Source organism: Pseudomonas sp. G7(2022), assembly GCF_052660475.1.
In genome coordinates, this window is record NZ_CP109659.1 from 5,058,464 (window position 1) to 5,071,059 (window position 12,596).

Sequence of the window (12,596 nt, forward strand, 5' to 3'; positions counted from 1 at the left end):
AGGGTATTTGCAGGGGATGTTTCTGACATGTCGCGTCGGTTGTCCCTAGGAAACGGGGTGGATAGGCTTTGGGGGTCGCTGCAAATTCAGCGATGGGGCGTCGCGGCCCAACTTCTGAGGCATAATTGCCGCCGCTTAATAGCAGCACCTCGAGTGCTTGTTTATGGTGGCTGTGCGCGGGATACCTTCGGGTATGCCGAATGCCTCAGGTCGGTCCGCGAACCCGCGTACAGCTGCCACCCCTCTTTTTGCGTCGCGGCAATTAGAGGAATGGTCCAATTCCTGAGGAGTAAAAAATGAAAAAACCAACACCCAATCCCCCCGAATCAAACGACGCATCGCCCTACGAATCGCCAGATTCCAAAAAACTCCACGACGCCGCCGAGCGCGCGCTCGACCACTACCTGAAACCCAACGCCACCACCCTGCGCTTCCATAAACCCAGCACCATGTTCCAGGTCGCACCCGATCAGGACAGCGAAAGCCTGCTGGTCCACGCCTGCGAATCACTGGCACAGGCCAGCCTCATGACCAGTGACATCGCCTCACACATCGACCTCCCGCAACGGCGGACAATCCTGGCCATTCAGCAAATCATCATGCTGGCCGAGCTGGCGGTGAACCGGGTGCTGGACAATGTCGAGGTCAGTCGATATCCGGCGTAAATGCTAATGAGATCTCTGCGGGAGTCAGGCTTGTGGTGAGTCAGTCAGGACGCTGCCCTCACCCTAGCCCTCTCCCGGAGGGAGAGGGGACTGACCGCGTTGTTTCGGAGAGGTACGCCGACGTGAGATACCGAGTCGAACTCAGGTTTTAGAGCCCCCAATCGGCTCCCTCCTCGCACCACCACCACCACCACCACCACCACCACCACCACCACCACCACCACCAATCTGCCTCTAACCACTCAACACGATGAGCGTTAGCTCAAGTACCGCTTTTGACGTGCTGGCCCCGTCGGCAGGCTGAGTGGAGGGATTTATCCGGGGGTGGGAGCGCAGCGACCGTTCGACGAAGTCGAACACATCGAGAGGAGGTGCAGCGAAGCAAACCGGAGGCGATGCCCCCGGATGAATCCCGGAACGAAGGAACACCGAGCCACAGCGAGGTGCCGAACGTTGGGGCCTAGACCTTTGGTTCCTTTGGGGCGTTTGCCAAAGGGACTCGCCGTAAGGGCGAAACCGCCAGCGGCAACACCCGAAGCAACCTATATTCACAAAAAACACCCAGAGCATGGTCGGCCCAAAGGCCGCCAAGCCCACTCCCCAAAACCCTGTCAAAACCCTGAACACACAAGCAGAAACACCCACCCCCATTGAAACCACCCAAACCCTGCCCCATCTAACAGCCATACCCAATTGCGCAGGTGCCCCATGAGCGACCAGCAAGAATTCCCCGAGAACCCCGACGACATCACCGAAACCGACGCCGAACACATCGAACACCACGTCCCCGGCAAAGGCCTCGCCCTGCCCGGCCAGAACCTGCCGGACAAGGTCTACATCATCCCGATCCACAACCGCCCGTTCTTCCCGGCCCAGGTCCTGCCGGTCATCGTCAACGAAGAACCCTGGGCCGAAACCCTCGAACTGGTCAGCAAATCCGAACACCACTCCCTGGCCCTGTTCTTCATGGACACGCCCCAGGAAGACCCGCGCCACTTCGACACCAAGGCATTGCCGCAATACGGCACCCTGGTCAAGGTGCACCACGCCAGCCGCGAAAACGGCAAACTGCAATTCGTCGCCCAGGGCCTGAGCCGTGTACGCATCAAGACCTGGCTCAAACACCATCGCCCACCGTATCTGGTGGAGGTCGAATACCCGCACCAGCCCACCGAGCCGACCGACGAGGTCAAGGCCTACGGCATGGCGCTGATCAACGCGATCAAGGAACTGCTGCCGCTCAATCCGCTGTACAGCGAAGAGCTGAAGAACTACCTCAACCGCTTCAGCCCCAACGATCCGTCGCCTCTGACAGATTTCGCCGCCGCCCTCACGTCGGCGACCGGTAATGAACTGCAGGAAGTGCTCGACTGCGTGCCGATGCTCAAGCGCATGGAAAAAGTCCTGCCGATGCTGCGCAAGGAAGTCGAAGTCGCGCGCCTGCAAAAAGAAATCTCCGCCGAAGTGAACCGCAAGATCGGCGAGCATCAGCGCGAGTTCTTCCTTAAAGAACAGCTCAAGGTCATCCAGCAGGAACTCGGCCTGACCAAGGACGACCGCAGCGCCGACCTCGAACAGTTCGAGCAGCGCCTGGAGGGCAAGGTCCTGCCGACGCAGGTGCAGAAGCGCCTCGAAGAAGAGATGAACAAGCTGTCGATCCTCGAAACCGGATCGCCGGAGTACGCGGTCACCCGCAACTACCTCGACTGGGCGACCTCGGTGCCGTGGGGCGTGTATGGCGAGGACAAACTCGACCTCAAGCACGCGCGCAAGGTGCTCGACAAACACCACGCCGGCCTCGACGACATCAAGGACCGCATTCTCGAATTCCTCGCCGTCGGCGCCTATAAAGGCGAGATCAGCGGTTCCATCGTGCTGCTGGTGGGCCCGCCGGGCGTGGGTAAAACCAGCGTCGGCAAGTCCATCGCCGAATCCCTCGGCCGGCCGTTCTACCGCTTCAGCCTCGGCGGTATGCGCGACGAGGCCGAGATCAAGGGCCACCGCCGCACCTACATCGGCGCGCAGCCGGGCAAACTGGTGCAGGCGTTGAAAGACGTCGAAGTGATGAACCCGGTGATCATGCTCGACGAGATCGACAAGATGGGCCAGAGCTACCAGGGCGACCCGGCCTCGGCGCTGCTCGAAACCCTCGACCCGGAACAGAACGTCGAATTCCTCGACCACTATCTGGACCTGCGGATGGACCTGTCGAAAGTCCTGTTCGTCTGCACCGCCAACACCCTGGATTCGATTCCCGGCCCGCTGCTGGACCGGATGGAAGTGATTCGCCTGTCGGGCTACATCACCGAAGAAAAAGTCGCCATTGCCAAGCGTCACCTGTGGCCGAAACTGCTGGAAAAGGCCGGCGTGTCCAAGGGCAGCCTGAGCATCAGCGACACGGCGCTCAAGGCCCTGATCGACGGTTACGCCCGTGAAGCCGGTGTGCGCCAGCTGGAAAAACAGATGGGCAAACTGGTGCGCAAAGCGGTGATGAAGCTGATCGACGAGCCGAAAGCCGTGATCAAGCTCGGCCCGAAAGACCTCGAAGCGTCTCTCGGCCATCCGGTGTTTCGCAACGAGCAAGTGCTGTCCGGCACCGGTGTCATCACGGGGCTTGCCTGGACCAGCATGGGCGGCGCGACCCTGCCGATCGAAGCTACGCGCATTCACACGCTCAACCGTGGTTTCAAACTCACCGGGCAACTGGGCGATGTCATGAAGGAGTCGGCGGAGATCGCCTACAGCTACGTCAGTTCGCACCTCAAATCCTTCGGTGGCGATCCGAAATTCTTCGACGAGGCGTTCGTCCACCTGCACGTGCCGGAAGGCGCCACGCCGAAAGACGGCCCGAGTGCCGGCGTGACCATGGCCAGCGCCCTGCTCTCCCTCGCCCGTAATCAGCCGCCGAAAAAAGGCGTGGCGATGACCGGCGAACTGACGCTCACCGGGCATGTACTGCCGATTGGCGGGGTGCGCGAAAAAGTGATTGCGGCGCGGCGGCAGAAGATTTTCGAGTTGATTCTGCCGGAACCGAACCGGGGTAACTTCGAGGAACTGCCGGATTACTTGAAGGAAGGCATCACTGTGCATTTCGCCAAGAAGTTTTCGGATGTGGCGAAAGTCTTGTTTTAACCCGATGCAACCAAGGCATTGCCTCGGATTGGCAATGCCTTGGCCTAAATAACCAAGCGAACAAACCCTATCGCAAAAAACGATAAAAACCTGTCAACTCTTACAGTAGCCCGTCGCCACATCCCCCCCTCAGACTGCTCTCTCGAATTTAGTCATTCAGGGAGTCCATTGATGTCAACACCCACGAATAATTCCGATTATTTTACGGCTACACAAAACGGCGAAAAACTCTTCGAAACCGACCATATAGAGGTCAAGCACGAACAAGGCTACATAACTATCGAAGGATCCAGGAAACTGGGCCTTCCAGATGGACAGGCAATCAAACTTACAATTGATCCATCCACGACTAACGGCGAGCACGAATTCAAGAGGGGTGAAAAGCTGGTAGAAGTTTACTACCTCAACAGACAAGGAACGCAGTACGCCTATAGGGGAACCTTCAATTCCGAGCTGGACAACACCAACAGGAAATACCGGATCAGTTTCGTACTTGAGTTTCACGGCAATCACGATGCTATTCACGTGCAACTCGACGTTAGCGGATAAACGCTCCCCAGTCTCAGGCTAATCAGCAGCGCGCAGCCTTTGCCTGCGCGGCTTTGGTCACACTTTGTCTCATCTTCAGTTATGCTCGCCGTTCGTCGCCAACACCGGAGCCACTGAATCCATGTCCCCCACTCGCCTGTTTGTCCCCCTGTCCTTCGCCCTGCTGGCCGCCTGCGCCACGCAACCGAAACACAACGTGACCGTGGAAAAACAGAGCGAATGTCCGGTACGGCTGACCAACGGGCAAAACCTGATCGTCATGCTCCCGAGCAACCCGACTACCGGTTACCGCTGGGCCATCCAGGATTCTGCCGGCGGCGTATTGCGCGCCCTCAGCCCCGAGGTCTACAGCAATCCGGAAGATGCCGGTGTGGTCGGCGCAGCCGGTCTCTCGACCTGGCGCTTCCAGGCTTTCGCCACCGGCACCGGGCGCCTGCGTCTGACCTCGCAGCAACCGTGGGCACCGGAAGTGTTGCCGGTGGAAACCTTTGACTGCGCCATTTCGGTGAACTGACCGTGGGCTGGCTGATCCTCGCACTGATGGGCGCCGTGACCTTCCTCTATGGCGTCAGCACCCATGCGGCGTTGCTTTGTCTGCTGGTCAAACCGCTGCCGGTGTTGGCCTTGCTTGGCTGGCTGCACGATGCGCCGCCCAGTGACTATCGCCGCTGGATCAGTCTCGGTCTGATTTTCTCGTTGATCGGCGATGTGTTGCTGGCGTGGCCGGGGGATTTGTTCGTGTTTGGCCTGGGCGCATTTCTGGTCGCGCATCTGGCGTATCTAAAGGCTTACCTCAGCGATTGCCGGCGCTTGGCCCTGCTGCCGCTGATCCTGGCACTCAGCGTCGGCGCCGTGCTGTTGGGCATATTGATCGGCAGCGGACTCGGCCCGTTGACCGTGCCAGTGATCGTCTACGGCACAGCCATCAGCGCCATGCTCTGGCGCGCTCTCGCCCGCCTCGGCAGCGACGTACCGCAACGTTCGGCACTGCTGGCGGCGGGCGGCGCAGTGGCGTTCGTGTTCTCCGACAGCGTGATCGGCATCAACCGCTTTGTCTCACCGTTCAACGCGGCGCCTTACATCATCATTCTCAGTTACTGGCTGGGGCAGTGGGGGATTGCGGCGTCGGCGTTTTCACAGAGCAAACGTCCGGAGCTTTGAACCAGCGGTTTATCAGACAACCCGCGCATCTGCGCGCCAGTTTGGCTAAAATGCCGGCCTTTTCATCGACACCGCCGGAACCGCCGTGAGCAAAGAACCCGATCGCATTTTCGCCCAGCCGATGGCCCAGGTGCCTGACTTCGCCTTCAACGAAGACGTGGTGCGGGTGTTCCCGGACATGATCAAGCGTTCGGTGCCGGGTTACCCAACCATCGTCGAGAACCTCGGCGTGCTCGCGGCGCAGTTCGCCCAGCCGAACAGCGTGCTCTATGACCTTGGCGCTTCGTTGGGTGCTGTGACCCAGGCCCTGCGCCGCCACGTGCGCACCGACGGTTGCCGGGTGATCGCGGTGGATAACTCGGCGGCGATGGTCGAGCGCTGCCGTGAATACCTCAACGGTCAGGATTCGATGTTCCAGGAGTTGCTGCCGGTCGAGGTGATCGAAGGCGACATCCTCGCCCTCGATTTCAAACCGGCCTCGGTGGTGGCGCTGAACTTCACTCTGCAATTCATCGCCCCGGATCAGCGCACGGCGCTGCTGTCGCGTATTCGCCAATCGTTGCTGCCGGGCGGCGCGCTGATCTTGTCGGAGAAGCTGCGTTTCAACGATGCCGAGGAACACGCGCTGCTGACCGACCTGCACGTCGCGTTCAAACGCGCCAACGGTTACAGCGAACTGGAAATCGCCCAGAAGCGCAGCGCCATCGAAAACGTCATGAAGCCCGACAGCCTCGAAGAACATCGCGAACGCCTGCTGGCCGCCGGGTTCTCGAAAGTCGTGCCGTGGTTCCAGTGTCTTAACTTTGCCTCGTTGATTGCCTTGCCATGATTGATCTGTCCCCCCTCGCCCGCCGTCTGGCCGGCACGCCGCTGGCCGAATGGGCCAACACCCTGCAAGTGCAGCTCGACAAGAAAATGGAGAAGGGTCACGGCGATCTGGAGCGCTGGCAAAGTGCGCTGGACGCCTTGCCGAAGATCCAGCCGACTGAAGTCGACCTGCTCGACGGCCTGAAACTCGACACCGATTGCGACGACGAAACCCGCGCACAAATGCGCACCGCGCTGATGGGTCTGTCGCCGTGGCGCAAGGGGCCGTTCGATCTGTTCGGCGTGCACGTCGACACCGAATGGCGTTCGGACTGGAAGTGGTCGCGGGTCGCTCCGCATCTGGACCTGAAGGGCAAACGCATTCTCGATGTCGGTTGCGGCAACGGTTACTACATGTGGCGCATGCTCGGTGCCGGCGCCGACAGCGTGATCGGCGTCGATCCGAACTGGCTGTTCTTCTGCCAGTTCCAGGCAGTGCAGCGTTATCTGTCAGAGCCGAATGCCTGGCACCTGCCGTTCCCGTTCGAAGACCTGCCGCCGAATCTGGAAGGTTTCGACACGGTGTTTTCCATGGGTGTGTTCTACCACCGTCGCTCGCCGATCGAGCATTTGCTGGCGCTCAAGGATTGCCTGGTGAAGGGTGGCGAGCTGGTGCTGGAGACGCTGGTGGTCGAGGGTGACAAGCACCAAGTGCTGGTGCCGGAAGACCGTTATGCGCAGATGCGTAACGTGTGGTTCCTGCCGTCTGTGCCGGCGCTGGAGCTGTGGCTGCGTCGTGCGGGTTTCACGGATGTGAAATGCGTGGATGTGAGCACCACCACTGTTGAAGAACAGCGCGGGACTGAATGGATGAAGTATCAGTCGTTGAGCGACTTCCTCGATCCGGAGGATCACAGCAAGACGATCGAAGGGTTGCCGGCGCCGATGCGGGCGGTGATTGTCGCGAAGAAGTAAATCTTCCAAACACCAAAAAAACCTGTGGGAGCGAGCCTGCTCGCGATTGGATCTGACAGCCAACGAAGTATTGAATGTCAGACCGCTATCGCGAGCAGGCTCGCTCCCACATTGGTTTTGTGTTCAGTCTGCCGGTTTCGCGCGCCGTGCCCGGAAGAACTCGGTCAACACCGCCCCACACTCCTGCGCCAACACCCCGCCTTCATACAACACTCGATGGTTGAGAAAACCCTGAGTGAAGAACTGCCCCTGACTCTGCACAATTCCAGCCTTGGGCTCCAGCGCGCCGTACACCACGCGAGCAACCCGCGAATGCACGATCAGCCCGGCGCACATGCTGCACGGCTCCAGCGTCACATACAGCGTGCTGCCCGGCAGACGATAGTTATCCACCGCCTGCGCCGCCGCACGGATCGCGACCATTTCCGCGTGGGCACTGGGGTCGCTGGTACTGATCGGGCAATTGAAGCCGCGACCGATGATCTCGCCGTCCTGCACCAGCACCGCGCCTACCGGCACCTCGCCGAGGGCGGCGCCTTGCGCCGCCAATGTCAGGGCTTCGCGCATGAAGTCGCGATCACGGCTGCGGTCGATGATCGCCGCGGGGCGAATCTGGCGCATCACTTCACCTCGATGGCGGCCATCAGGCCGGTTTCCATGTGGTCGATCACGTGACAGTGGAACATCCATACCCCCGGGTTATCCGCCACCAGCGCCACTTGCGCGCGCTCGTTCTTGCCCAGCAGATAAGTGTCGGTGAAGTACGGCACGATCTTGTGCCGATTCGATGCAATCACCTTGAAGCTCATGCCGTGCAGGTGGATCGGGTGCTGGTACTGGGTCATGTTCTTGAGTTCGAAGATATAACTCTGGCCCAGTTTCAGGCTGGCGATCGGCCGGTCGGCGCAGGTCTTGTCGGTGATGTCCCAGGCCTTGCCGTTGATCTGCCACAGGCTCGGCGGTTTGCCGTTGTCGACATTCACCGACACCGAACCGACCCATTCGAAATTGAAGTTGAGTTTCTCGGCATTGGCCAGGTCCGGCTCGGCCACCGGGTTGGCCGGCAGTGCTTTCGGCCAGTCGGTCGGCGCCTCATTGTTGGCCACCGAACGTAAAGTACCGAGGCGAACCGGGCCGTTGCGCAGCGACAGTTCCTCACCGGCCGGCGGTGCCTTGATCGCCAGGCAGATGCGCATGCCCGGGCCGAGCCAGTATTCCTTGCCCAATGGGCGCGGCTCGACCGGGTTGCCATCCAGTGCGTAGATCTGCGCTTCGACGCCGGGAATGTTGATGCGATAGGTCAGGGTGTTGTCGAGGTTGAGCAGGCGTACGCGGGTGATCTGGCCGGCGGGCAATTCGATGACCGGCAAAGGCACGCCGTTGATGGTCGACAGCCGCCCCGCCGTACCGCCACGGGCCGCTTCGCGTGGAATGCTGAACTCGACGAAGTTGCCCTCGTCGTCGATATGCCAGTTTTTCAGGCTCAGGGTCTTTTCGTACTTGAACCCGGTCGGCTCGCGCTCCTCGACAATCAACGGCCCGACCAGGCCGCGACCGAGTTCTTCACTGCTGCTGACGTGCGGGTGATACCAGTAGCTGCCGGCGTCCGGCACACGGAATTTGTAATCGAAGTATTCGCCTGGCAGTACCGGCAGTTGCGATACGTAAGGCACGCCGTCCATTTCCAGCGGCAGGCGAATGCCGTGCCAGTGAATGGTCGTTGCGACCGGCAGATGGTTGATGAACCGCACCCGCAGCCACTCGCCCTGACGCACGCGCAATTCAGTGCCCGGCGCCGACGGGCCGAACGCCCAGGCCTGGGTCTTGTGGCCTGGCACAAGTTCTACGTCCAGCGGTGCAGCGATCAGCTCGTAGTCGTGCCCCGCGTTGGCATCCGCCACCTTGCCCAACCAGTAACGCGTCGCACCACCGGCTCCCGCACCAACCACTGCAAGACCGGCCAGACCACCGAGTATCTGTCGACGGGTAAAGGATTTGGACACAACTACCTCACGTATCAGCCGCAGGCCTGGGTGCCCGCAAAAGGCGAATACGATACACCTGCGCCTGCGAAACGGTAAGGGCGGAGCGGCGGATGGCCGCACATCCGGGACAATATCGGGCGGTAATCATGTACCGCACGTCCCTTGAGCGAGTGGATCACCCTTCCCTCCTCTCTCTCAAGGAATAGAGCGAATGAACCCAACAGAACAACGCCCGCAGCCCAACGACACCGACAGAGCCGCACTTCAGGTCATGGCCACACAGGTGGTCACGGCGTGTCCGAGCCTGAACGATACGGCCCGTCAGGTTGCCATCGAAGTGCTCGCCAGACATGGCATTACCGGTCTCGACCCCGATCACGTCTATTACCATCGATTCAGAACAGCTCAGAGTCAGTCCATATCATTCACCGGTTGGCAGCATTATGGTGAGAAGCCCTATGAAAGCCTGACCCTGACGCAATTGGTGATACACCGGTTCCGCGCCACGGATCAGGACAACGCCGACTTGCTCGACGTATACGGCGGGTTTTACAGCGCAGGGCCGGACACCGAAAACTTCGATGCAACCAACGAAGTCCGGCTGCAGGGTAACGAGGTACTCAACGACTTCTGGAACATCAACTTCAGCGAGCGTTACCGCAACGAGCTGCACTCGTTCTGGGACCAGCACTCCAGCCAATTCCGCACGCTGGCCAAATGCAACTTCCTCGGCAAAGCCGTTGAAGCCCGGGAGCTCGGCCACCTGAACGACGAGGACTTCCAGACTGCAATCAGGGCGGTCATCGGCCCGCTGACCTGGCCTGTGAGCCTGCACAGTCTGCAAACCGAGTTCATCCCCGGCCATGGCCTGAGGGTTTGCGCGCTGGATATCGACGGTCGCACGGCCACCGATATCCTGCGCATCATCGACTCGTCAGGCCGCCAGATCCTTTACGTGCCTGGCGACAACCAGCCATTTCATGTGCTGGACACTCCCACTGACATGCACTGGTGGGCCTTGCAACAGTTGAACGAGAAAGCGCCGCGCGAACTGTTTCTCAACCATTTCTCGCTGGCAGACCGGCACTGGATGAGCGAACACATCAGCGACCTGATGAACCGATTGGTCAGCACCTGGGGGCAATCGGATCATCATCTGATCAACCGCAACGATCACACCGTCACGGTAGATGCATTCAGCTGGCTGCGTGACTGCACCCATAACGCGATGTTCGACGAAGCAGATCTTTCCCTGATCTCGAACGGTGATCTGCGCAAGAAACTCTGGATCGGCTATCTGAGCGCTGGACTGAAAGTCTTCGGCCCGATGGCCATGGTCGGCTGGCCCGTCGCATTGCCGGTGATTGGCGCCAGCCTCGCCAACATGGGGTTGAATATCGACAAGGCCGTCAACGGCAAAACCTCCGCGCAGCGCAAGGAAGGTGTCCTGGGGGCCATTTTCAGCGGTATCGATGCGCTGTTTAACATTCCGTTTCTCAAGGGCTTCGGTGCACTGGCCGAGTTTGACGTGCCTCCAGAGATCTACGAGGCAGACGAACTGGCAGAAACCGAAACAACAGCGGAGCTGGAGCCAGAAGAACCGAACGAGATTCTGCCTGTTCTGCAGGAGCGGCCCTCGCTCTCCTCCGAAACCGTACAAGCCGGACAGATTCCGCAACGCTTTCAATCCAACGAAATACTCGAGGGCCTGAATCCGGTTACCGAGCCAGGCAAATACCAGGGAATCTACAGGCTGAACACCCATCCGCCCCATGCCATCCTGATGAACGACACGGCCTATTGCGTCCGTTACTTCAACGATTCAGAGGGCGGCGGATTCTGGGCAATCATCGATCCGGTAAAACCCAACCAGCTGATCCACGCAATACCCGTGCGTTTGAACAGCGAAGGCCTATGGGAACGTATGACCCAACTGGGACTCAAGGGGGGTGGTCAGTGTCTGGGCAAGCAATGCACTTTAGATGTGGCACTTGAGCTTGATGCGCACGAGCCTTCGGCCGAAGAGCCAGAGCAGTCCGTAACACCACCTGCCCCATCCAACCCTGCACCCATCGAGCCCCAGCCATCGACCTCGAACAACATCCGGCTGCTCAAGACCCCATACGCGGTAGACCCGCAGCATGAGTTCGAACTGAGGCGATGGGCCCTGCAACTGCGCGAAACCCACATTCAATTGCGCATTGGCCCTGATGGCGGGTTAGTCGCTCCAAACCGCTATGCGCTGTATTTCGCCGAAAAAGCCCGGGCACTTCAGATCTCCGCCAGACGCTTCTACAAGAACCTTCCTTGGGCGAACCTGCCGCCACGTCCGCCGATACCCGCTATCACCTCTTCAATGACCTTCACGGACTTCGTTGCGCAGGCACTCGAGGAAGCGTCCGGCCTGGTTATCGGCGAAACCCCGGGTCGCATCACAAGCATGCGACTGATCATTGAAAACATGCCTGCTCTGGCGCGCGCAGGGGTCAAGACCCTTTATGTGCGCCGACTGCTCAGCGACTTTGCCCAGGCTGACCTGAATGCATACTTCAAGTCCGGCGTCATGACCGATGACCTGCAGCAGTACCTGAGCCGACTCGGTACCGATCCGGCAGAGCAGTTCGACGAACTGGCACTGGTGAAGAGCGCCCGGGAAAACGGTATTCGAGTCCAGGCGACCGATTGCGCGGCGACTTACAACAAGCCCGTTTCGCTCACACTGCCTGAGGAGCAAATCATGACCAATCACCTGACAGCCGACATCATGTTCATGGACAAAACCCTGAATGACGTGGGTAAGTGGGTGGTTCTGACAGGGGTGGAAAACACCAATACGTTCAGGGGCGTTGCCGGTATCAGCGAACTGGAAGGCGGTATTGGTCTACGGATTGAAGAGGTCGATCCGGGACTGGGGGAACGTGTCTCTCTGGATCCGGGCATCGATATAGAACGGGGCCCACATTCAGGGACGCTAGTACAAGGCGGTACTGTCGATACGCATTACGTCGATGTGCTTTTGCAATTGGAAGCGGCGCCGGTCAGCCGAAGCGAACTGCAAATACACCGACTGCTTTATCGCTCGGGCATGTATGTTTTCGAACGTTCACAAGGCGCCTATCGGTTGTTCCACAGAAGTGTGAGCGGCGAGCTTGTTCAAACCCCTGTCCAGACCTTCGCGGACGGGCGCTATTTCATTGATCGCCCGTCCTGGGGCTCGGTACACCGCGTGCCCTACGATAATCTTGAGCAATTATCCAACGCACTGAAACAGATGGGGCTGCAACTGCAAAGCCGCCTTCCCCACTGACCTGTCCATGGCGAC

At 59.7% G+C, this 12,596-nt stretch carries 10 protein-coding genes; 8 read left to right on the forward strand and 2 right to left on the reverse strand.

Annotated features, from left to right (window positions below):
- Positions 1-296: 296 nt before the first annotated feature.
- The 7 genes from NE357_RS23105 (at position 297) to cmoB (ending at position 7,289) form a co-directional block, all read left to right on the forward strand.
- On the forward strand, positions 297-665 hold the full coding sequence (locus NE357_RS23105; protein ID WP_169431759.1) for a DUF6124 family protein: 369 nt from the start codon (positions 297-299) through the stop codon (positions 663-665).
- A gap of 708 nt (positions 666-1,373) precedes the next feature.
- Positions 1,374-3,797, forward strand: coding sequence for an endopeptidase La (lon, locus tag NE357_RS23110; RefSeq protein ID WP_243433436.1), 2,424 nt, complete (start codon positions 1,374-1,376; stop codon positions 3,795-3,797).
- Between the two features lie 171 nt (positions 3,798-3,968).
- Positions 3,969-4,346 carry a hypothetical protein gene (locus NE357_RS23115; RefSeq protein WP_169431760.1) on the forward strand — a complete coding sequence of 126 codons (378 nt, stop codon included), beginning with the start codon at positions 3,969-3,971 and terminating at the stop codon, positions 4,344-4,346.
- A gap of 121 nt (positions 4,347-4,467) precedes the next feature.
- A complete protein-coding gene (locus tag NE357_RS23120) occupies positions 4,468-4,860 on the forward strand; it encodes a protease inhibitor I42 family protein (RefSeq protein ID WP_169431761.1) in 393 nt (130 codons plus the stop codon).
- A 2-nt stretch (positions 4,861-4,862) separates the two neighbouring features.
- Positions 4,863-5,507 carry a lysoplasmalogenase gene (locus NE357_RS23125; protein ID WP_169431762.1) on the forward strand — a complete coding sequence of 215 codons (645 nt, stop codon included), beginning with the start codon at positions 4,863-4,865 and terminating at the stop codon, positions 5,505-5,507.
- 121 nt (positions 5,508-5,628) lie between these two features.
- Positions 5,629-6,336: a carboxy-S-adenosyl-L-methionine synthase CmoA gene (cmoA, locus tag NE357_RS23130; protein WP_218888027.1), complete on the forward strand. Its 708-nt coding sequence runs from the start codon at positions 5,629-5,631 to the stop codon at positions 6,334-6,336.
- The gene (cmoB, locus tag NE357_RS23135; RefSeq protein ID WP_007956659.1) at positions 6,333-7,289 is read left to right on the forward strand and encodes a tRNA 5-methoxyuridine(34)/uridine 5-oxyacetic acid(34) synthase CmoB; all 957 of its coding nucleotides are present in this window, start codon (positions 6,333-6,335) and stop codon (positions 7,287-7,289) included. Before cmoA ends, cmoB begins: the two co-directional genes overlap by 4 nt.
- Before the next feature lie 123 nt (positions 7,290-7,412).
- Here cmoB and tadA read toward each other — a convergent pair whose 3' ends face one another.
- Positions 7,413-7,910 carry a tRNA adenosine(34) deaminase TadA gene (gene tadA / locus NE357_RS23140; protein WP_065261858.1) on the reverse strand — a complete coding sequence of 166 codons (498 nt, stop codon included), beginning with the start codon at positions 7,908-7,910 and terminating at the stop codon, positions 7,413-7,415.
- A complete protein-coding gene (locus NE357_RS23145; protein ID WP_169431763.1) occupies positions 7,910-9,292 on the reverse strand; it encodes a multicopper oxidase family protein in 1,383 nt (460 codons plus the stop codon). The genes tadA and NE357_RS23145 overlap by 1 nt, the downstream gene beginning before the upstream one ends.
- Before the next feature lie 193 nt (positions 9,293-9,485).
- Here NE357_RS23145 and NE357_RS23150 point away from each other — a divergent pair, with 193 nt between their 5' ends.
- A complete protein-coding gene (locus NE357_RS23150; RefSeq protein ID WP_169431764.1) occupies positions 9,486-12,581 on the forward strand; it encodes a membrane-targeted effector domain-containing toxin in 3,096 nt (1,031 codons plus the stop codon).
- Positions 12,582-12,596 lie beyond the last annotated feature (15 nt).